The following is a 20,064-nucleotide window of genomic DNA, read 5'->3' as shown; positions in this document are numbered from 1 at the left end:
GGCTCACGGTCCGGTGCGGCGGAGCAGCGCCGGACCGTCCAGTGCCGCCGCCAGCACCTCCGGGGCTTCCGCCAACGAGGGCCCGTACCAGGTCAGATGGCGCCCGCTGACCAGCGCGGCGGGCAGCCGGGGGAACGCCTCGGGTCCGTCCCCGGCCGTGAAGTGGTACGGCTCGTCCGGCAGCACGACCAGGTCCGCCGGGCCGGCGTTCAGGTCGTCGAGCGGGATCCGCGGGTACCGGTCGGCGTGGTCGCCGTGGACATTGCGCACCCCGAGCCGAGCCAACAGGTCCCCGGCGAAGGTGTCCCGGCCCAACACCATCCACGGCCGCCGCCAGATCGGCACCACCGCGGCCCGTTCCGGCGGCCGGGGTGGCAGCGCCCGCCAGGCGGCCTCGGCGGCGTCCAGCCAGCCGGGCCGGGTCAGCCCGCAGCCGTCCACCAGCACCCGGGCCAGCTCCCGGAACGCCTGGTCCAGGGTGCGGACCTCGGTGACCATGACGGCCAGCCCGGCGGCCCGCAGCGCGTCGAGGTCCTGCGGGCGGTTCTCCTCCTCGTTGGCGATCACCAGGTCCGGGGCCAGGGCGACGATCCGGGCCGTATCGGGGTTCTTGGTGCCGCCGATCCGGACGACGTCGAGTCCGGCCGGATGACTGCACCAGTCCGTCGCCGCGACCAACAGCCCCGGCGCACTCACGGCCACCGCCTCGGTCAACGACGGCACCAGGGACACCACCCGCCGATCAGCGATGCGCACGCTCATCCCCCCACCGTACGCGCCCACCCGAAACCTCAGAACGCCCCAACCCCTCCACCACACCACCTGTTTGACACCCGCCACCACAGCCCACCACGACCTCCCCACACCCACCCACGGGAGGTGCCGGGCAGCGGACAAAGGCCCGCCGCAGGCGAAACGGCGCCGCACCCGGCAACGTACGCCTCAGCCCCGCTCGGCGGCCCCGCGTTCACGGCCCGCCCGGCGCAGCCGATACGCCGCCCCGCCCGCCACCGCCAGCAGAGCCAGCCCCCCAACCGCCTGGGCCACGCCGACCCCCGCCGACCGCCCGTCGGTCACCATGAAGATCTCGACGCGCCGGGCCCCGCCGCGCCCGCACTCGATGGTCACCCGGTAGCGGCCGGGCTCCGCGTCCTCGCCGACCCGAACCTCGGCGGCCATCCCCTCGACGGCGGGCCGCAGCGCCACCGCCCCGAACAGTTCCGAGGCCGCGGTGGCCTCCTGGACCGGGCCGCACCACCCGCCGTCGCTGATGCTGACCCGCTCACCGGCCACCACCGGGACGGGCTCGGCCGCGGCCCGGGCGGCGGGTGCGGCCGCGCTGACCATGAGGAGGCCGAGCAGCACGGCGGCGGTCGGACGCGCAGGGTTCACGGTCGGCTCCCGGGCCGGCCGCGGCCGCCACGGCCGCCGTGGACGGACACCGGCACAGGGCGAGCGAACCACCGGCCGGCCCGCCCGGCCAGGCAGGCGCGCCCAGTGGGGTGGCCGCCCGCCGCCACCGCGCCCGCGAACGACGGCGCGCCCCGCCCCCGGCCGTTGCCGGGGCGGGGCGCGCCGCCATGTGCCCGTGGTCCGGGGCTACTTCACCGGTGCCATCTTGTCCACGATGCCCGGGTGGTCGTCGATCCACTTCTCGACGCCCTTGTCCTCGTGGCCCTTTCCGGCGTCCTGGATGTCCTGCTCCAGGCTGCCGAGCTCGTCGGGGGTCATCTTCCAGTTCTTCAGCCAGCCGGAGAACTCCGGGAACTTCTTCGGGAAGTTCTTGTTGCCGAGCGTCTTGATCTGGTTGTTGGCGCCCCAGGTGCCCTTGGGGTCGGCGAGCTTGGTGAGCTGGTACTTGCTGTACGCCCAGTGCGGCGACCACAGGACGACCGCGATCGGCTCCTGCTTGTGGTACGCCCGGTCCAGTTCGGCGAGCATCGCGCTGGTGCCGGCCGAGGTGACCTCGAAGTCCGTCAGGCCGTAGGCGGGCAGGACGGTGCTCTTCAGGCGCTGCATCTCACCGGTGCCCGGTTCGATGCCGATGATCTTGCCCTTGAACTCGTCCTTGTGGGCCCGCAGGTCGTCCATGGACTTGACGTCCTTGACGTACGACGGGACGGCGATCTCCAGGGAGGTCTTGTCGTACCAGGCGCCGACGTCGGTGAGGTCGTCCTTGTACTTGTCCCAGTACTGCTTCTGGGCGACCGGTAGCCAGCCGTCGGTCTCCACGTCGATCTGGCCGGTGGACAGGCCGGTCCACATCGGTCCGACGTCGAGGTTGCGCAGGTTGGGGTGGTAGCCGCGCTTCTCCAGGACGCTCTTCCACAGGTAGGCGGTGGCGATGCCCTCGTCCCACGCGGGGTAGCCGATGTTGGGGGCCTTGCCGGCGTCCGTGCCCTTGGCGTAGGTGGCGTGCGCGGACGGGGCGATCTTCTCGACGAGGCCGGGGTTCTTCTTCAGCCAGGTGCGGACGCCGTCCTGCTCATGGCCCTCACCGGCCGACTTGATGTCGTTCTCCAGGCTGGTGAGCTGCTTCTCGTCGAGGTGGAAGTTCTTCATCCACTTCGCGACCTCGGGCATGTCCTTGCTGAAGCCCTTGCGGCCGATCAGGTGCAGCCCGTCACCGGAGCCGAAGGAGCCCTTGGGGTCCTTGAGCTTGGTGAGCGGGTACTTGTCGTACGCCCAGTGCGGGGACCACAGGGTGACCGCGATCGGCTTCTTCTTGTGGATGGCGCGGTCCAGCTCGCTCAGCATGGAGGCGGTGCTGGACTCCTGCACCTGGTACTCGCCGCCGAGACCGTAGTCCTTGAGGACCTTGTCCTTGAGGATCTTCATCTCGCCGGCGCCCGGCTCGATGCCGGTGATCTTGCCGCCGAACTCGGCGCTCTTGCCCTTGAGGTCGTCGAGCGTCTTGACGTCCTTCACGTACGACGGGACCGCGATCTCCAGGGAGGTCTTGTCGTACCAGGTGCCGAGGTCCTCCAGCTTGTCGTGGTACTTCTTCCAGTACTCGGCGTGGGTGGTCGGCAGCCAGGCGTTGGTCTGGACGTCGATGTCGCCGCGGGCCTGCCCGGCGAAGAGCGGACCGGCCTCCAGGGCCTGGACCTTGGGCTTGTAGCCGCGCTCCTCCAGGATTTCCTTCCAGAGGTAGGTGGTGGCCTTGCCCTCGTCCCAGTTGACGTAGCCGAGGGTGATCGGCTTGCCGTTGGCGCCGGACGCGCCGTCGCCGCTCTTGCCCAGGAAGCTCATCCCGCCGGCGAGCAGCGCCAGGACGACGACGCCGACCATGGCCACCGAGGTCGCCGGCCGCCACTGCAGGAACTTCCAGCGGCCCAGCGCCGCCTGTGCCTTGGCCAGCGCCCGCCGGCCGAGCGGCGACACCCGCTGGTTGAGCGCACCGGTCATCCGGTCCAGGTACATGGCGAGGATGACCACGGCGAGGCCGGCCTCCGCGCCCAGGGCCACGTTGACCGAGCTGATGGCGTTGTAGACGGACGCGCCGAGGCCACCGCCGCCGACCATGCCGGCGATCACGACCATGGACAGCGCGAGCATGATGACCTGGTTGATACCGGCCATGATCGTGGGCAGCGCCAGCGGCAGCTGGACCCGCAGGAGAGTGCGCCGCGGGTGCGTACCGAACGCCTCGGCCGCCTCGACCAGCTCCTCGTCGACCTGCCGGATGCCCAGCTCGGTCATCCGCACCGCGGGCGGCATGGAGAAGATGATGGTGGCGACGATGCCGGGGACGACACCGAGGCCGAAGAAGAGGATGCCGGGGATGAGGTAGACCATCGCCGGCATGGTCTGCATCAGGTCCAGCACCGGGCGCAGGATCCCGCCGACGACCCGACTGCGGGCCGCCCAGATGCCCAGCGGCACCGCGACCACCACGGTGATCAGGCAGGCCACCAGCACCAGCGAGAGCGACTCGATGGTCGGGCTCCACTGCTGGATGGAGTCGATCAGTGCGAAGCCGAGGAAGGTCAGCACCGCGGCCGGCAGGCCGCGCAGCCACCAGGCGAGCACCGCCAGGATGCCCGCGAGGAGCAGCGGCTCGGGGGCCGCGAGGACCGCGTGGATGGCGTTGTACAGGCCGTTCAGGACCGTGGTGATGAGGTTGAACAGCCAGTCGAGGTTGTCCCGCAGCCAGTTGACGGCGTCATTGGCCCAGCTGCCTATCTGGATCCTAGGCATCGGCGGCCACCGTCCCCTCGGTCTCGTCGGAGGATCCCGACCCGGCGGCCGACCCGCCGGCGGGCGCGGCGTCAGCCGCTCCGGTGGAGCCGGTGCGCGCACCGGGCAGCACCGCGGCCGGTGCGGCCGGCCGGCCCGGCTCGCCCAGGACGGCGAGCAGCCGGTCCCCGGTGACCGCGCCGGCCAGTTCGCCGTGCTCGTCGGTGACCGCGACCGGTACGTCGCTGGCCGAACAAGCGGCGAACAGGTCGGCGAGCGGGGTGTCCGGGCCGACGGTGGCGGGCGCGGCGGCCCGGAAGTCGGCGGCGGTGGTGAGTTCGGTCCCGTCCTGGGTGGTCATGCCGAGGACGCTGTCGACGTCCGTCATGACCGCACCGGCGGTCAGCACCCGGCTGCGGTCCACGTCCTGGATGAAGGAGGCGACGTAGTCGTTGGCGGGCCGGATGAGGATGTCCTCGGCGGTGCCGGTCTGGACGATCTGGCCGTCGCGCATCACCGCGATCCGGTCGCCGAGCCGCATCGCCTCGTTGAGGTCGTGGGTGATGAAGACGATGGTCTTCTTCAGCGTCTTCTGGAGCTCCAGCAGCTGGTCCTGCATATCGCGGCGGATCAGCGGGTCGAGCGCACTGAAGGACTCGTCCATCAGCAGCAGATCGGCGTCGGTCGCCAGTGCGCGGGCCAGGCCGACCCGCTGCTGCATACCGCCGGAGAGCTCGTCCGGCCAGGACTTCTCCCAGCCCTTGAGTCCGGCGAGCTCCAGCGCCTCGGTCGCGCGCCGCTCCCGCTCGGCGCGCGCCACGCCCTGGACCTCCAGACCGTAGGCGGCGTTCTCCAGCACGCTGCGGTGCGGGAAGAGCGCGAAGTGCTGGAAGACCATGGAGATCTTCCGGGAGCGGACGGCGCGCAGCTCCTTGTCGCTGAGCGAGGTCAGGTCCTGGCCGTCGAAGCGGACGGTGCCCGCGGTCGGCTCCAGCAGTCCGTTCAGCATGCGCAGCAGCGTGGACTTGCCGGATCCGGACAGACCCATGACGACGAAGATCTGGCCCTCGCCCACCTCGATGGAGGCGTCGATCACCGCGGCGGTGGTGCCTTCGGCCCGCAATTCGTCCCGGCCGGCGCCGGCCTGGAGTTTGCGGACCGCGTCCTCGGGTCGTCTGCCGAACACCTTGTACAGGTGCTCGGCTTGCAGCCTGGACACATATACCTCTCTTGTCGCACGAGAAACGACCTGCCACCCCCGTAGGCAGGTCGTGGTGCGGGACGAGTTCCGCTCGTCTTCACCGATGACAGGTTGAAACCGCAACCGGGTCCGCTCCGGCTGCGCGCCTGCCCGCCTTTATGGGGCGCAAACACATCGGTGATTCAGCTCACAACGGAGTCGCGATTGGGGCATACGGCATCATGCGGGGTGTGACTCGACGCCTGATGCTCCTCGACACCGCCTCCCTCTACTTCCGCGCCTATTTCGGGGTACCGGAATCAGTCAAAGCCCCGGACGGCACCCCGGTGAACGCGGTGCGCGGACTGTTGGACTTCATCGCCCGGCTCGTCCAGGACCACCACCCCGACGAGCTGGTCGCCTGCATGGACTTCGACTGGCGCCCCCAGTGGCGGGTCGACCTCATCCCCTCCTACAAGGCACACCGAGTCGCCGAGGAGGCCCCCGCAGGGTCCGCCGCCCCCGACGAGGAAGAGATCCCGGACACCCTCTCGCCGCAGGTCCCGGTGATCGAGGAGGTGCTCGACGCGCTGGGCATCGCCCGGATCGGCGCCGCGGGCTACGAGGCCGACGACGTCATCGGCACCCTGAGCGCGCGGGCGAAGGGCCCAGTCGACATCGTCACCGGCGACCGCGACCTCTTCCAGCTCGTCGACGACGCCCGTGGCATCCGCGTCCTCTATCCCCTCAAGGGCGTCGGCACCCTCCAGATCACCGACGGGGCGCTGCTGCGCGAGAAGTACGGGGTGGACGGCCCCGGCTACGCGGATCTGGCGCTGCTGCGCGGCGACCCCAGCGACGGCCTGCCGGGCGTCCCGGGCGTCGGCGAGAAGACCGCCGCGAAGCTGTTGGACGCCTACGGCAACCTGGCCGGGATCATCGCCGCCGCCGAGGACCCGGCATCCAAGATCACCCCGGCACAGCGCAAGCGGCTCACCGAGGCGCGCCCCTATCTGGCCGTCGCCCCGAAGGTGGTCCAGGTGGCGACCGACGTCCCGGTCCCGGAGATCGACCACGCCCTGCCGGACGAACCGGCCGACCCGGAGCGACTGGAGGCGCTGGCCGACCAGTGGGGCCTGGGTGGCGCATTGCAGCGGTTGCTGGTCACGCTCCGACGGTGACCTGTTAGGTTAGGTATACCTAACTGGCGGCGTTCGCCCGCAGGCACGCCCGCCCTCGACCGCGTCAGGGGAGAAAAGCCGTGGCAGCAGAGCGACCGGCCCGCAGCACACCGACACTGCACCGCGCCCGGGTGCGGCGCACCGAGCGGCTCACCCCGCACATGGTGCGCGTCGTCCTGGGCGGCGAGGGACTGGCAGCGTTCGACGCGGGCGAGCACGCCGACCACTACGTCAAGCTGGTCTTCCCGCTGCCGCACGTCACCTACCCCGAGCCGTTCGACATGGGCCGCATCCGGGCCGAGCTGCCGCGCGACCAGTGGCCCCGGACGCGCACCTACACCGTGCGCGCCTGGGACCCGGAGGCGCGCGAGCTGACCGTGGACTTCGTCGTCCACGGCGACACCGGGCTGGCCGGACCGTGGGCGGCCGCCGCCCGGCCGGGCGACGAGATCACCTTCCTCGGCCCGGGTGGCGCCTACACCCCGGACCCGACGGCCGACTGGCACCTGCTGGCCGGTGACGAGAGCGCCCTGCCGGCCATCGCCGCCGCGCTGGCCCGGATGCCGGCGGACGCCACGGTGCACGCCTTCATCGAGGTCGCCGACCCCAAGGAGAGCCAGGAACTGACCGCCCCGCCCGGTACGAAGGTCACCTGGCTGTATCGCGGCACCGCCCCGGTCGGCCGCGAACTGGTCGCCGCGGTACGGGCGTTGGAGTTCCCCTCGGGCCGGGTCCAGGCGTTCGTCCACGGCGAGGCGGGCTGCGTGAAGGAGCTGCGCCGCCTGCTCCGCGTCGAGCACGCCCTGCCGCGCGAGGCGCTGTCGATCTCCGGCTACTGGCGCACCGGCCACGACGAGGACGGCTGGCAGGCCGGCAAGCGTGCCTGGAACCAGCAGGTGGAGGCCGAGCAGGAGCCCGCGGCCGCCGCCTGACCCATCACCACACCCCAAGGGCGGCGCGACTCAGGACGGTCCGCGCCGCCCTTCGCCCGTCTTACCTGCCTTGCCCGCCTTACCTGCCTTGCCCGTCTTCCCCCGGCGCGCCCGGCGCCACCCGCTCCCCTTCCCTCCCCTGCTCGTACCGCCGCGCCGAGCGGTCGACGTGCGCCAGCCGCCGCAGCGCGGTGAGCACCGCGTCCCCCAGGACGGTCCCCACCACCACGCTCTCCACCAGCGCCTCCACGTCCGCATGGCGCCCCACGTACGCCAGGTCGGCGTCGGCGATCCGCTCGCACGCCTCGGCGTAGTCGTCGAGCACCTCCAGGAACGCCCCCTGCCCGAGGTCCTGGAAGGCGGCCAGCGCGACCGCCATCGCCTCGGCGGCCGGGTGGTCCTCCTCGGCCCGCCAGCCGCGCCGACGGATCAGGTCCGCGACCGTGCGGCGGGCATCCGACAACCCTTCCGGGCGGGCGGCCGGCACCGGCGTGATCGCGTCGTGCGCCGCGCCGAGCACCTTGTGCACCGATCCCCCCGGGGCGTCCACGGCGGACAGCACCTCGCGGACCGTCGCCACCGAGAGCCCGCCGACGTCGATCAGCCCGCGGATCAGCCGTAGTCGGCGGACATGGCCCTCGTCGTAGCTGGCCTGGTTGGGGCTGGTGAGCCGGCCCGCGGGCAGCAGCCCCTCGCGGACGTAGAACTTGATCGTCGGGACCGCCACGCCCGTCTCGCGGCTCAGCTCACCGATGCGCATCTGACGCCCTCTCCTCCCCGGATCCACGTCGGGAATCCGCGCTTTCCGGATCTTCCGGGCACCCCGCCCTCGCCCGGCCTTGCCATCAACCTTGCCAATCGGCTCCCCATGATAGATAGTCCCGCTATCAGATAGCGGCAAGCGCCACTATCCATATCTTCACTATCCATTCAGGGGGGTTGCCTTCGCATGTCCAGATACCGTTCGCTGCTCGGTTTCTCGTGGGCGATGGCCGGGCTGGCTGTGGTCTCCGCGGTCGGGATGATCGTCGACGACCGGGTGTTGGTCGGCGCGCCGATCTGGTTCAAACCGCTGAAGTTCGCGGTGTCATTCGCCGCCTATGGACTGACGCTGGCCTGGATGCTGTCCCGCCGGCCCGCTCCGAGCCGGGCCGGCACCTGGGCCGCACACACCATCGTGGTCACCGGACTGGTCGAGATGTCGATCATCGTCGGCCAGACGGTGCGCGGCCGGCGCAGCCACTTCAACGTCGAAACCCCGCTGGACCGGGGCCTGTTCCTCACCATGGGCGGCACCATCGGCATCCTCTGGGTCGCCACCCTGGTCATCGCGGTACTGCTCTTCCGGGCCCGCCTGGGCGACCGGCCCACGACCTGGGCCATCCGGCTCGGCGCACTGATCGCGCTGGCCGGGCTGCTGCTCGGCGGCCTGATGCTGATGCCCACCCCGGAGCAGCAGGCCCGGCAGGCCGCGGGCCTGGTGTCCACCCTCGTCGGCGCACACGGCGTCGGCGTCCCCGACGGCGGCCCGGCCATGCCACTGACCGGCTGGAACACCACCGGCGGCGACCTGCGCATCCCGCACTTCGTCGGCATGCACGCCCTCCAGGCCCTCCCGCTCCTCCTCTACGGGATCGAGGCGCTGGCCCGCCGCCGCGCCCGGCTGCGCGACGAGCGGGTGCGGCTGCGCCTGGTCGTCACCGCGGCCGGCTTCCTCGCCGGACTGCTCGTCCTGGTCACCTGGCAGGCGCTGCGCGGCCAGGCCCTGCTCCGCCCCGACCCGGCCACCCTCCTCACGCTGGCCGCCCTCGTCACCGCCACCGCCGTCGGCGGATACGCGGCGCTCCGCACCCCGCGCACTCCCGACGCCGACGTCCACCAGCCCACCCGCACCCCGGAGTTGACCGGATGACCGACCACACCCTCTTCAGTCTCGCGTTCGCCCTCGCGGCCCCGTTCTGGGCCCTGCTGATCCTGGCGCCCGGCTGGCGCTGGACCGACCGGATCGCCGCCTCACCGCTGCCGATGCTGCCGGTCATCGGGGTCTACCTCGCCCTGGCGATACCGGTGTTCCCGCAGCTGTGGGCCGCGGTGAGCCATCCGGACCTGGTCGGCTTCCAGAAGCTGCTGGCGCTCGGCGGCGGCGCCGGGGCGATCTGGGCACAGCTGATCGCCTGGGACCTCTTCCTCGGCCAGTGGATGTACCGCGAGGCCCGCAGCCTGGGCATCCACCCCCTGGTGATGGGCCCGCTCCTGGTCCTGACGATCCTGCTCTCCCCCATCGGCGTCCTGCTCTTCCTGTGCCTGCGCAGCGCGGTCCGCCTACGGTCCCGGCGCAGTGGGCCGGCAGAACGCACAACCACCGCCGAGGCCGGCGCCACCCCCCGCCCGTAACGGCGTTACCCCGCCGTCTCGTCCACCTGTAACGGCGTTACCGCGCCCCCTCGTTCACCTGTAACGCCGTTATGGACGACCACCGCGGCGCCCCTGCCCGGCCCCGTCCGCCGCCGGCGCGCTACCGTCCCCGCATGCACCACCCCGGCTGCCCCGATCGTCCCGGCTGTCCTGATCGCCCCTCCCATCCCGATCGCCCCTCCCGTACCGACCGCGCCCTCGGTGCCGTCCTCGGGTCGGCGGCCGGCGACGCGTTGGGCGCACCCTTCGAGTTCGGCCCGCCCGGCGCGTACACCGCCCGCTTCCCGGACGGCCGGGCCACGATGCACGCGGGCGGCGGCTGGGACCGGGGCGAGGCGACCGACGACACCCAGATGGCGGTGCTCATCGCCCGGTCCCTGCTCGCCCGCGGCGGCCTCGACCTGCCCGACGTCTTCCGCCGCTTCCAGCGCTGGGCCGCCGCCGAGCCGAAGGACATCGGATTGCAGACCGAGGTCGTACTCGGCAGCGGACTGCCCTGGGACCGGGCGGCCGCCGCGCATTTCGAGGTCAACGGCCGGGCGGCGGGCAACGGTTCGCTGATGCGGGCGGCGCCCTCGGCGGTGTACTTCGCCGGGCGGAGCCGTACCGCGACGATGGACGCCGCCCGCCGGCTGGCGGCACTCACCCACGGCGACCCGGCTGCCTGGGAGGGCACCGCCGTGCTGCACGAGCTGATCCGGGTCGCCCTGGACGGCGGCGATCCGCTCCACGCGGTCCCGGCCGCACTGGCCGAGGTGCACCCCGCAGAGCGCGACCGCTGGGCGGCCGTACTGGCCCCCGACTGGCATCCGGAACTGGCCACCGAGTTCAACGGCGCCGCCTGGCCCTGCCTCGGTTCCGCGGTATGGGCACTGCGCACCACCGACACCTACGAGGCGGCGGTGGGCGCCGCGATCGACCTGGGCGGGGACACCGACACCGTGGCGGCCGTCACCGGCGCGCTGGCCGGTGCGGTGCACGGCGTCGCGGCGATCCCGAACCGCTGGCTCGCGCCGCTGCACGTACCGCTGCCCGGATCGGGCGACGAGGTGCTGCGGGCCCACGAACTAGCCCTGATGGCACGCGAGTTGACACCGACGGTCATCTGAACACGAAGAAGTGCGCAGCACGCCGGGGAACTTACTTCCCCAAGCAATGGTTGACGGCGCATACATCTGCCTGTTCCACTGACCCCATGCGCCCTCAGCAACGGCTGGTCACCCGGGACCACATCGACTTCGGTCGTGTGTGGTCCGCCTCCTGTTGCCTCTGACGTCCCGGTGCCGCGTCGGGCGCCCCGCCCCGCGCGCACCCGCATGCCGCCCCGCCGGAATTCCCGCGCACCGCGCATGCCCTCGCATGCCCACTCACGCATGATCGACGAGAAGACGAGGCCGCCCCCATGCCTGTCGAGTTCCTCGGCATCGCCGCCACCAACGACGGCTCCGAAGTCACCCCGCGCTCCGGTGTCTCCTTCGACAAGGAGTACACCCTCAAACTCGCCCGCGCCCACGAGGAGTACGGCTGGGACCGGGTCCTGTTCGCCTACGGCTCTGGCTCCCCCGACCCCTCACCGGCCGCCGCCTACATAGCGGCCCGCACCGAGCGGCTCCAACTCCTGGTGGCGCACCGCCCCAACGTCTCCTACCCGACGTTCGCCGCGAAGACCTTCGCCACGCTGGACCGGATCAGCGACGGCCGGCTCGCGGTGCACTTCATCACCGGTGGCAACGACCACGAACAGCGCCGCGAGGGCGACACCCTCACCAAGGACGAGCGCTACGCCCGCACCCGCGAGTACATCCAGATCGTCAAGAAGATCTGGACGAGCCACGAAGCCTTCGACCACGAGGGCACGCACTACAGCTTCCAGGACTTCGTCTCCGACACCTTCCCCGTTCAGCAGCCGCATCCGCAGGTGTCGTTCGGCGGCTCGTCGCCCGCGGCGTACGCGGCGGGCGGCGCCGAGGCGGACATCTACTGCCTGTGGGGCGAGCCGCTGGCGCAGACCGCCGAGCAGATCGCCTCGGTCAAGGCGGCCGCCGCGGCGGCCGGCCGCGCCAACGCGCCCAGGATCCAGGTGGCCTTCCGGCCGATCATCGCCCCCACCGAGGAGCTGGCCTGGGAGAAGGCGCACCGCACCCTGGCCCGCATCAGGGCCCGTAAGGCGGGCGGGGCGCTCAGCCGCCGACACCCCCTGACGAGTCCTCAGAACTCGGGCTCACAACGGCTGTTGGCGGTCGCCGCGCAGGGCGAACGGCATGACCGGGCGCTGTGGACACCGACCGCCGCGGAGACCGGCGGCGCCGGCAACTCCACCGCCCTGGTCGGCACGCCGGAGACCGTCGCCCAGGCCCTCCTGGACTACTACGACCTGGGCGTGACCATCCTCTCCGCACGCGGCTACGACCTGCTCGACGACGCCATCGACTTCGGCCGGTACGTCATCCCGCTCGTCCGCGAGGAGGTCGCCAAGCGCGACGCCGAACGCGACGCCGAACAGACGGCGGAACGCACGGCGTCCTGACCACTGCCCCTACGGACCCGCCGGGCCGCACCGTCGCGGAACATCCCGCCACGACGGCGCGGCCCGTCGGCCCGTCAGCCCGTCAGCCCGTCAGCCCGTCAGCCGACCGACGAGTACGCCACGACCCCGCGCAGCACCCCGTCCATCGCCTTGCGCGCGGACCGCGCCACCGTGCTCTCGGCCGGGGCCGCCGCCGCGATCTGCCCGAGGACGTCCACCAGCTGCTTGCACCAGCGGACGAAGTCGCCGGCCGGCATGTCCGCCTCGCCCAGCACCTCGTCGAGGCCGAAGCCGGAGGCCCAGCGGTACGCCGCCCAGGCGAAGCCCAGATCGGGCTCGCGCTGGCCCACGCCCTCGGCCTGGCTGATCTTGTGGTCCTCCTCCAGGGCGTCCAGCCGACCCCAGATGTGCACCATCTCCGCCAACGCGTCCCGCGCCTTGCCGGCCGGCAGCTTGGGCGCCACCGCGTCGTCCGCCTGCCGCGCCTCGTAGACCAGCGCCGAGGCGCAGGCCGCCAGCTCCGCGGGGGTGAGGTCTTCCCAGACACCCTCCCGCAGGCATTCGCTGGCCAGCAGGTCCAGTTCGCCGTAGAGCCGGGCCAGCCGGCGGCCCTCGTCGGTGACGGTGTCGCCTTCGAGGTAGTCCAGCTCGGTCAGCAGCGCGCAGATCCGGTCGAAGGTCCGGGCGATGGTGTTCGTCCGGCCCTCGATCCGGCGCTCCAGCTGGCCGGTGTCCCGCCGCAGCCGGTGGTAGCGCTCCGCCCAGCGGGCGTGGTCCTCCCGCTCGTCGCAACCGTGGCAGGGATGGGCGCGGATGTCCTTGCGCAGCCGGGCGATCTCACGGTCGTCGGCCGCCTCGGAACGGGGCTTGCGGTGCCGCGAAGGCTCCAGGTGGCCGGCCTTGGTGCGCAGCGCGGACGCCAGATCGCGGCGCGACTGCGGACTGCGGGCATTGAAGGTGCGCGGGATCCGCATCCGCTCCAGGGCCGTCACCGGCACCGGGAAGTCGATCGACGCGAGCCGCTTGACCTGCCGCTCGGCGGTCAACACCAGTGGCCGGGGGCCGTCCTGGGCGTCCAGGCCGCGGTGGCCGTTGGTCCGCCCGGAGGGCATGCCCGGGTCCAGCACCAGCGCCAGCCCGGCGTACTTGCCCGTCGGCACGTGGATGACATCGCCCGGCCTGAGCTTCTCCAACGCCGCCGCGGCCTCGGCCCGCCGCTGGACCGCGCCCTGCTTGGCGAGATCGGTCTCGCGGTCCTTCAACTCCCGCCGCAGCCTGGAGTATTCCTCGAAGTCGCCGAGGTGACAGACCATCGCCTCGCGGTAACCGGCCAGGCCCTCCTCGTTGCGCTGCACCTGGCGGGTGATCCCGACCACCGACTTGTCGGCCTGGAACTGCGCGAAGGACATCTCCAGCAGCTCCCGCGAACGGTGCCGCCCGAACTGCGAAACGAGATTGACGGCCATGTTGTACGACGGCTTGAAGGAGGACCGCAGCGGGTACGTCCGGGTCCCGGCGAGACCGGCCAGCGCGGCCGGGTTCATCCCGCGCTGCCACAGCACCACCGCATGGCCCTCGACGTCGATCCCGCGCCGTCCGGCCCGGCCGGTCAGCTGGGTGTACTCGCCGGGGGTGATGTCGGCGTGCTGTTCGCCGTTCCACTTGACGAGCTTCTCCAGCACCACCGACCGCGCCGGCATGTTGATGCCCAGCGCCAGCGTCTCGGTCGCGAAGACGGCCTTGACCAGGCCCTTGACGAACAGCTCCTCGACGACCTCCTTGAACGTGGGCAGCATCCCGGCGTGGTGCGCCGCGATGCCCCGCTCCAGGCCCTCCAGCCACTCGAAGTAGCCGAGCACGTGCAGGTCGTCGTCCGGGATGCCGGCCGTCCGGGCCTCGACTATCCGACGGACCTTCTCCCGGCCCTCCGCGTCGTTGAGCCGCAGGCCGGAGTGCAGGCACTGCTGGACGGCCGCCTCGCAGCCGGCGCGGCTGAAGATGAAGGTGATCGCCGGCAGCAGCCCCTCGTTGTTCAGCCGCTCGATCACCTCGGGCCGGCTCGGCGTCCAGATCCGGGCGCGCTGCCGCCGCTCCCGCTCCCGGTCGGCCTCGCGCAGGTTGCGGCCGCGCCGCTTGTCCCGGCCGAACGTCGGCCGGCTGTTCTCCATCCGTGCCAGCCGCTCCAGGTCGGGGTTGACCTCCCGGCGGCCGCCGGCACCACCGCTCCGTTCCTCGAAGAGGTCATAGATCCGGCGGCCCGCCAGGACGTGCTGCCACAGCGGCACCGGACGGTGCTCGGAGACGATCACCTCGGTGTCGCCCCGGACCGTGTCCAGCCAGTCGCCGAACTCCTCGGCGTTGGACACCGTCGCCGACAGGGACACCAGCGTCACGGAATCCGGCAGGTGGATGATCACCTCTTCCCAGACGGCGCCGCGGAACCGGTCGGAGAGGTAGTGCACCTCGTCCATGACCACGTAGCCCAGGCCGGTCAGTGACTGCGAGCCGGCGTAGAGCATGTTCCGCAGTACCTCGGTGGTCATCACGATCACCGGGGCGTCGCCGTTGACGCTGTTGTCGCCGGTCAGCAGACCGACTTTCTCGGGGCCGTAGCGTTTGACCAGGTCCTGGAACTTCTGGTTGGACAACGCCTTGATGGGCGTGGTGTAGAAGCATTTGCGGCCCTGTGCGAGGGCCAGGTGGACGGCGAATTCGCCGACGATCGTCTTGCCGGATCCGGTGGGAGCGGCGACCAGCACACCCTTTCCGGCCTCCAGGGCCTGGCACGCCTCGACCTGGTACGGATCCAGATCGAAGTCGTAGAGCTCCCGGAACGGCGCGAGTGCGGTGGCCTGCTCGACCGCGCGGATTTTGGCGGCGGCATAGCGCTCAGCAGGGGACATGTCCTCGGTCATCGTGCTTACGAGACTACCGGCCACCTCTGACAACGACCGGATCTTTATGGCGGCCCTTTACCCGGACCGCCCGCCGCCGGCCCCGGGAACGCCCGCGGCCCCCGGCTCGGAGAGCTCGGGGGCCGCGAAATCCGGTCCGCGGTAGGTCACTTCGGGTGACCCACCGCGACTACCGGTCACCTCACGTCACGTCGTCGTAACCGCGCCGGCCGGTGTCGGCACCGTCCCCACCGGTCTGCTCCGGCAGCATCCGGCTGGGCGCGACCGGCTCGATCGCGCCGACCTCGGACGGGGTCAGGTCGAGTTCGGACGCCTCGTCGTCGGCCAGGTCCCCGTCGGGGTTGGCCCGCCGCCGGCGGCGGTCGTTGAACAGGCAGATGGCGACGGCGCCGAAGTACAGCAGCACGATCGGCGCGGCCAGCAGCGACATGGTCAGCGGGTCACCGGTCGGGGTGGCGACCGCCGAGAAGATCGTGATCCCCAGCACCATGAACCGCCACCAGCTCAGCACCCGCTTGCCGGTGAGCACCCCACCGAAGTTCAGCAGCACCAGCAGCAGCGGCAGCTCGAAGGAGAAGCCGAAGACCATCACCATCCGCGTGACGATGTCGAGGAAGTCGTCGGCGGGGAAGAGGTTGGCCCAGTCGCTGGGCGTCAGCCCGACCAGCGCGCCCGCGGTGGTTGGCAGCACCGCGTAGGCGAGGTAGGCACCGCCGAGGAAAAGCGGTACGCCGGCGCCCACGAAGCTCAGCGCGTACTTCTTCTCGTGCTTGTGCAGACCGGGCGCGAGGAACGCCCAGAGCTGGTAGAGCCACAGCGGGCTGGCGGCGACCAGACCCACCGTCAGCGACAGCTTGAGCATGATCGTGAACGGTGCCAGCAGACCGTTGGCGGTGATCTCCGCGCACGGGTGCGACTTCCCACCGGTCGGCAACGCGCCCTTGGGGCAGCCGACCGCGTCGATGACCGGCCCGGTGATGAAGTGGGCGATCGCCTTGTACTGCCACATGGCGATGATGGTGACCACGAGGATCGCCAGCACCGATTTCAGCAGCCGATTGCGCAGCTCACGCAGATGAGCCGCGAGGGGCATCCGCCCCTCGGGGTCCTTCTGCTGCTTGCGGGCAGACTTGGGCAACCCACTTCCTCGTCTCGTACGTCAGCCGCACCGACGGCGTCGGCGCGGCCGGGATCGGCTCGGTCAGCTCTGGTTGGCGCGGTTCGGCTCGGCCACGGGGCGCGAGCTGGCCACGTCACCGGGCGCAGCCTGAATCGTACGAGCCGCCTGCTGGGCGGCGTCGGCCGGAGCCTGCGACGCGGTGCCACTGTCAGCCGTCCGCTCCGCCTCGCTCTCCTTCTTCATCGCCTTGGCCTCGCTCTTGAGGATGCGGGCCGACTTGCCGAGCGAACGCGCCATGTCCGGGAGCTTCTTCGCGCCGAACAGCAGAAAGACCACGGCGACGATCAGCAGAATCTCGGGGAGCCTCAGGTTGGCTAGCATGTGCGACTACCTTCTCGCCTTAGGCGGCGTCTCCTGTGGTGCCTGCCGATGGGGTCGGACTGGCGTCCGGATGGTGCCTCGATCGTAACGGTCGGTGGTGAACGTCCGGCAATCCCCGTGCATACTCCGGATTGCTTGCACCACCGCACGGTCGGAACCGCAAAGCAGCCTACCTTCCGGACGTCCGGGACAGCAGAGCGCCGCCCTCACGTCCGGTCGCGTCCCAGGTCGTGCATCCGCGAGGCGAGCGGCACCGCGGCCCGCTCCAGGTCCTCGGTGGCCCGCTGGATCCGCTCGGTCGCCGTACCGACCTCCCGGGCGAGCCGCCGCACCTCCGCGAAGACGCGGACGGCGAGGACGCCGAGGACGGCGATCCCCAGGAACCCGAGGGCGATAGCGATCATGGGCCAGAGCATGCCGCGAGCCTATCCGTTCGCCCCGGTCAGCCGGTGTGCAGCCGCAGCGTGCGCACCCCGCCGCCGGTGAGCAGCTCCACGATCCGCTCCCCGGCCGGCCTGCGCACCGCGCGGCCGCAGTCGGGACAGGTGAAGGAGTAGAAGGTGGTGCGGCGGCTGGCGCCGATCGCCAGCCGGAAGGCGTCCGAGGCCAGTTCGAAACGCCCCCGGCACTCCGGGCAGGCCGCCTTGAAGAGCACCGGAGCGGTCATGTCCGCCAGAGTGGTCGTCACCATCGTGGTCGTCATCCTTCGCTGCCTCCTCCTACGGTCATCGGTGCGCCGGCCCGCCTCCTGGGCGGGCCGGTCTCACTCGCCGTACGCCGCAAGCGCCTGCCGGGCCGCCTCCCGGGCGCTCGTCGCGAGCGCCGGCGGCGACACGATCCGGCCGTCCCGGCCCAACCGCAGCGCCAACCGTCGCAACGACGCCGGGTCCGGGGTGCGCAGGGTGATCCGCAGCCCCCCGTCGGGGAGTTCCTCGGCACTGTCGTGCGGGTAGTACTCGGCGACCCACCGGCCGCCGGGCCCGACCTCGATGGCGACCTCGGGATCCTCGGCCGCGGGCTGCACCAGCCCTTCCGACAGGTCGCGCAGCTCGACCGGCGGCGGGTCGGCCGGCGCGTCCAGCAGCTTGATCTCAGCGACCCGGTCGAGCCGGAAGGTGCGCCGGGCCTCGGAGAGTCGGCACCACGCCTCCATGTAGGTGTGGCCGACGGCGAAGAGCCGGATCGGGTCCACCTCGCGCTCGGTCAGTTCGTCGCGGGCCGGGGAGTAGTAGCGCAGCCACAGCCGGCGCCGCTCGGCGATGGCGCGGTCCACGTCGGCGAAGACCCCGCCCTCGGACTCGAAGGTCACCGACAGTCGGGAGCTGGCCCCGGCCGCCTCCCCGGCCGCCGCCTCCAGCTTGGCGGTGGCCCGCAGCAGCGCCTGCCGGTCGCCCTCGCGCAGCCCCGGAAGGGTGGCCACCGCACGGGCCGCGACCAGCAGGGCGGTGGCCTCGTCGGCGGCCAGCCGGAGCGGCTCGGCGACGTCGTCGGGGTTGTGCCACCAGATCCGGTCGCCGTCGGTGTCGATGTCCATCAGGTCGCCGCCGCGGAAGCTCGTCCCGCACATCGGCAGCACGTCGAGGTCGGCGATCAGCTCGTCCTCGGTGATGCCGAAGGCGCGGGCGACGTCGCTGACGTGGGCGCCGGGGCGCTCGCGCAGATACGTCACCAGCGACAGCATCCGGCGGGTTTGGTCGATCGCGTTCGCAGCCATGGTCCCGTCCCCTCTCAGCCCTTGGCCACCGCGCGCAGCCGGTCGATGACCTCGGCCCGCAGCTCCGCCGGCTCCAGTACGACCACATCGGGCCCGAACTCCACCAGCCAGGCGTCCAGTCCGTGCCCGGAGGGGATCTCCAACTCGTCCCAGTCACCGTCCACTTCATGGACGGCCAGGGCGCGGGCCCGCAGCGGATAGCCGTGCCCGGCACGGAGCTTGATCCGGGCGGTGCCGGTGGCGGTCTCCCCCGCCCAGCGCTCGACGGTCTCGCGGACGGTGACGTGGTCGGGCACCGGCGCGGTGAACTTCCCCTGCCGGGAACGGACCTTGCCGGTGATCCGGGAGAGCCGGAAGACCCGCTCGGCACTGCGGTCCCGGTCCCAGCCGGCCACGTACCAGTGGCCGCGCCAGCACTCCAGGATCCACGGTTCGAGGTGCCGCGGCTCGGGCCGGGCCGCGTTGGACTTGCGGTAGTCGAAGATCACCGGGCGGCGGTCCCGGCAGGCCAGCATCAGCGGTTCGAAGGCCGCCTCGTGGGTGGGGATCCGGGGTTCCAGCGCGCTGTGCGGCTGCCCGGCGTCCTGCTCGTCCGGCTCACCCGCCAACGGCATCCCGGCCGCCCGCAGCTTCTGCAACGCGCCGCTGGCCGCGCCGGCCAGCCGGGCCTGCTGCCAGACCTTGGCGGCGAGCCCGAGGGCCGCGGACTCCTCGGCGTCCAGAGTGATCGGGGGCAGCCGGTTGCTGTCGCGGCGGGCGAGGTAGCCGACCTCGCCGTCGATGCCGTCCACGGTCTCGATGACCAGGCCCAGCTCGCGCAGGTCGTCCTTGTCCCGCTCGAACATCCGGTTGAAGGAGTCGTCGCCGGCGGAGTGCCCCGCCCCGAAGCCCGCCCCCGCGCCCGGCCCGAAGGCTTCGACGTATGCCTCGATGGACGACCGCAGCTCGTGCTTGGTCAGCGGGCGTCGCGTCCCCAGCAGGCACAGCGCCAGATTCATCAGCCGCTCGGCCTTGGCAATCGCCATCGACGCCCTCTCTCGTTAGCTCCCAACGGGTGACCGTACCGCCCTGGGTGCGTACGGCAAAGCCGAGGGCCCATGCCGTCAAGCATGGGCCCTCGGAACGCCGTACGGGTCTCAGACGGAGACCAGGTCGCAGACGAAGATCAGCGTCTCGTCGGGCGCGATCAGGCCACCGCCGGCGCCGCGCTCACCGTAGGCGAGGTGCGACGGGATGGTCAGCCGGCGCCGGCCGCCCACCTTCATGCCCTCCACGCCCTTGTCCCAGCCCTGGATGACCTGGCCGGCGCCCAGCTGGAACTGGAGCGGCTTGCCGCGGTTCCAGCTGGCGTCGAACTCCTCACCGGTGCTGAAGGAGACGCCGACGTAGTGCACGGAGACCGTGTCCCCGACCTTGGCGACCGGCCCGTCACCCTCCCACAGGTCCACGATCTCCAGGTCGGTGGGAGCCGGGCCCTCGGGGAAGTCGATCTCGGGCTTGTCGATGTTCACGTATGCGCT

Annotated in this window: 19 protein-coding genes; 6 read left to right on the top strand and 13 right to left on the bottom strand. The window is 71.7% G+C overall.

The genetic code is table 11. The annotated features are described in order from the left end of the window. Positions 1-3: 3 nt before the first annotated feature. The 4 genes from ACO0M4_RS26940 to ACO0M4_RS26925 all read right to left on the bottom strand — a co-directional run bounded on the left by ACO0M4_RS26940 (position 4) and on the right by ACO0M4_RS26925 (position 5,398). Entirely contained in the window at positions 4-762 is a 759-nt protein-coding gene (locus ACO0M4_RS26940) for a helical backbone metal receptor (RefSeq protein ID WP_430373484.1), read from the bottom strand. 180 nt (positions 763-942) lie between these two features. Then, complete coding sequence (locus tag ACO0M4_RS26935; protein ID WP_430373483.1) at positions 943-1,392, bottom strand: hypothetical protein; 450 nt, start codon at positions 1,390-1,392, stop codon at positions 943-945. A gap of 207 nt (positions 1,393-1,599) precedes the next feature. Next, the gene (locus tag ACO0M4_RS26930; protein ID WP_430373482.1) at positions 1,600-4,200 is read right to left on the bottom strand and encodes an ABC transporter permease/substrate binding protein; all 2,601 of its coding nucleotides are present in this window, start codon (positions 4,198-4,200) and stop codon (positions 1,600-1,602) included. Continuing rightward, positions 4,193-5,398: a quaternary amine ABC transporter ATP-binding protein gene (locus tag ACO0M4_RS26925; RefSeq protein ID WP_430373481.1), complete on the bottom strand. Its 1,206-nt coding sequence runs from the start codon at positions 5,396-5,398 to the stop codon at positions 4,193-4,195. Before ACO0M4_RS26925 ends, ACO0M4_RS26930 begins: the two co-directional genes overlap by 8 nt. Positions 5,399-5,625: 227 nt before the next feature. On the opposite strand from ACO0M4_RS26925, the gene ACO0M4_RS26920 reads away from it, so the two are divergent. Both ACO0M4_RS26920 and ACO0M4_RS26915 read left to right on the top strand, forming a co-directional pair. After that, positions 5,626-6,540 carry a 5'-3' exonuclease gene (locus ACO0M4_RS26920; protein ID WP_430373950.1) on the top strand — a complete coding sequence of 305 codons (915 nt, stop codon included), beginning with the start codon at positions 5,626-5,628 and terminating at the stop codon, positions 6,538-6,540. Between the two features lie 80 nt (positions 6,541-6,620). Further along, on the top strand, positions 6,621-7,472 hold the full coding sequence (locus ACO0M4_RS26915) for a siderophore-interacting protein (protein ID WP_430373480.1): 852 nt from the start codon (positions 6,621-6,623) through the stop codon (positions 7,470-7,472). A 79-nt stretch (positions 7,473-7,551) separates the two neighbouring features. Here ACO0M4_RS26915 and ACO0M4_RS26910 read toward each other — a convergent pair whose 3' ends face one another. Further along, positions 7,552-8,232, bottom strand: a complete 681-nt coding sequence (locus ACO0M4_RS26910) for a MerR family transcriptional regulator (RefSeq protein WP_430373479.1) — start codon at positions 8,230-8,232, stop codon at positions 7,552-7,554. A 228-nt stretch (positions 8,233-8,460) separates the two neighbouring features. Here ACO0M4_RS26910 and ACO0M4_RS26905 point away from each other — a divergent pair, with 228 nt between their 5' ends. From ACO0M4_RS26905 to ACO0M4_RS26890, 4 genes are all read left to right on the top strand, one after another. Then, a complete protein-coding gene (locus ACO0M4_RS26905) occupies positions 8,461-9,384 on the top strand; it encodes a hypothetical protein (RefSeq protein ID WP_430373949.1) in 924 nt (307 codons plus the stop codon). After that, entirely contained in the window at positions 9,381-9,866 is a 486-nt protein-coding gene (locus ACO0M4_RS26900; protein WP_430373478.1) for an ABA4-like family protein, read from the top strand. Before ACO0M4_RS26905 ends, ACO0M4_RS26900 begins: the two co-directional genes overlap by 4 nt. A 134-nt stretch (positions 9,867-10,000) precedes the next feature. Beyond that, complete coding sequence (locus tag ACO0M4_RS26895; protein ID WP_430373477.1) at positions 10,001-10,996, top strand: ADP-ribosylglycohydrolase family protein; 996 nt, start codon at positions 10,001-10,003, stop codon at positions 10,994-10,996. A 293-nt stretch (positions 10,997-11,289) separates the two neighbouring features. Next, complete coding sequence (locus ACO0M4_RS26890; protein WP_430373476.1) at positions 11,290-12,414, top strand: LLM class flavin-dependent oxidoreductase; 1,125 nt, start codon at positions 11,290-11,292, stop codon at positions 12,412-12,414. 98 nt (positions 12,415-12,512) lie between these two features. Here the strand turns inward: ACO0M4_RS26890 and ACO0M4_RS26885 are convergent, their stop codons facing one another. The 8 genes from ACO0M4_RS26885 to ACO0M4_RS26850 form a co-directional block, all read right to left on the bottom strand. Further along, positions 12,513-15,329, bottom strand: a complete 2,817-nt coding sequence (locus ACO0M4_RS26885) for a DEAD/DEAH box helicase (RefSeq protein ID WP_430373475.1) — start codon at positions 15,327-15,329, stop codon at positions 12,513-12,515. Between the two features lie 181 nt (positions 15,330-15,510). After that, complete coding sequence (gene tatC / locus ACO0M4_RS26880) at positions 15,511-16,467, bottom strand: twin-arginine translocase subunit TatC (protein WP_430373474.1); 957 nt, start codon at positions 16,465-16,467, stop codon at positions 15,511-15,513. 63 nt (positions 16,468-16,530) lie between these two features. After that, the gene (gene tatA, locus ACO0M4_RS26875) at positions 16,531-16,830 is read right to left on the bottom strand and encodes a Sec-independent protein translocase subunit TatA (protein WP_430373473.1); all 300 of its coding nucleotides are present in this window, start codon (positions 16,828-16,830) and stop codon (positions 16,531-16,533) included. Positions 16,831-17,036: 206 nt separating this feature from the next. Continuing rightward, positions 17,037-17,246, bottom strand: a complete 210-nt coding sequence (locus tag ACO0M4_RS26870) for a hypothetical protein (protein WP_390026009.1) — start codon at positions 17,244-17,246, stop codon at positions 17,037-17,039. Positions 17,247-17,272: 26 nt separating this feature from the next. Further along, entirely contained in the window at positions 17,273-17,533 is a 261-nt protein-coding gene (locus tag ACO0M4_RS26865; RefSeq protein ID WP_430373472.1) for a hypothetical protein, read from the bottom strand. A 60-nt stretch (positions 17,534-17,593) separates the two neighbouring features. Then, positions 17,594-18,544, bottom strand: coding sequence for a helix-turn-helix transcriptional regulator (locus ACO0M4_RS26860; RefSeq protein ID WP_430373471.1), 951 nt, complete (start codon positions 18,542-18,544; stop codon positions 17,594-17,596). Between the two features lie 14 nt (positions 18,545-18,558). After that, positions 18,559-19,569, bottom strand: a complete 1,011-nt coding sequence (locus tag ACO0M4_RS26855; protein WP_430373470.1) for a helix-turn-helix transcriptional regulator — start codon at positions 19,567-19,569, stop codon at positions 18,559-18,561. 111 nt (positions 19,570-19,680) lie between these two features. After that, positions 19,681-20,055, bottom strand: coding sequence for an FKBP-type peptidyl-prolyl cis-trans isomerase (locus ACO0M4_RS26850; protein WP_430373469.1), 375 nt, complete (start codon positions 20,053-20,055; stop codon positions 19,681-19,683). Between the last annotated feature and the right edge of the window lie 9 nt (positions 20,056-20,064).

It is taken from the genome of Streptomyces sp. RGM 3693, assembly GCF_050471125.1.
Lineage (GTDB): Bacteria > Actinomycetota > Actinomycetes > Streptomycetales > Streptomycetaceae > Streptomyces.
The sequence above is the reverse complement of the archived record's forward strand: the minus strand, read 5'-3'. Positions and strand labels throughout refer to the sequence as shown.

Coding starts and splice junctions, on each gene's coding strand:
- ACO0M4_RS26920 (WP_430373950.1), top strand. CDS start 5,626: ATGCTCCTCGACACCGCCTCCCTCTACTTCCGCGCCTATTTCGGGGTA.
- ACO0M4_RS26930 (WP_430373482.1), bottom strand. CDS start 4,200: ATGCCTAGGATCCAGATAGGCAGCTGGGCCAATGACGCCGTCAACTGG.
- ACO0M4_RS26860 (WP_430373471.1), bottom strand. CDS start 18,544: ATGGCTGCGAACGCGATCGACCAAACCCGCCGGATGCTGTCGCTGGTG.
- ACO0M4_RS26890 (WP_430373476.1), top strand. CDS start 11,290: ATGCCTGTCGAGTTCCTCGGCATCGCCGCCACCAACGACGGCTCCGAA.
- tatA (WP_430373473.1), bottom strand. CDS start 16,830: ATGCTAGCCAACCTGAGGCTCCCCGAGATTCTGCTGATCGTCGCCGTG.
- ACO0M4_RS26910 (WP_430373479.1), bottom strand. CDS start 8,232: ATGCGCATCGGTGAGCTGAGCCGCGAGACGGGCGTGGCGGTCCCGACG.
- ACO0M4_RS26855 (WP_430373470.1), bottom strand. CDS start 19,569: ATGGCGATTGCCAAGGCCGAGCGGCTGATGAATCTGGCGCTGTGCCTG.
- ACO0M4_RS26865 (WP_430373472.1), bottom strand. CDS start 17,533: ATGACGACCACGATGGTGACGACCACTCTGGCGGACATGACCGCTCCG.
- ACO0M4_RS26895 (WP_430373477.1), top strand. CDS start 10,001: ATGCACCACCCCGGCTGCCCCGATCGTCCCGGCTGTCCTGATCGCCCC.
- ACO0M4_RS26900 (WP_430373478.1), top strand. CDS start 9,381: ATGACCGACCACACCCTCTTCAGTCTCGCGTTCGCCCTCGCGGCCCCG.
- ACO0M4_RS26870 (WP_390026009.1), bottom strand. CDS start 17,246: ATGCTCTGGCCCATGATCGCTATCGCCCTCGGGTTCCTGGGGATCGCC.
- ACO0M4_RS26885 (WP_430373475.1), bottom strand. CDS start 15,329: ATGACCGAGGACATGTCCCCTGCTGAGCGCTATGCCGCCGCCAAAATC.
- ACO0M4_RS26940 (WP_430373484.1), bottom strand. CDS start 762: ATGAGCGTGCGCATCGCTGATCGGCGGGTGGTGTCCCTGGTGCCGTCG.
- ACO0M4_RS26905 (WP_430373949.1), top strand. CDS start 8,461: ATGGCCGGGCTGGCTGTGGTCTCCGCGGTCGGGATGATCGTCGACGAC.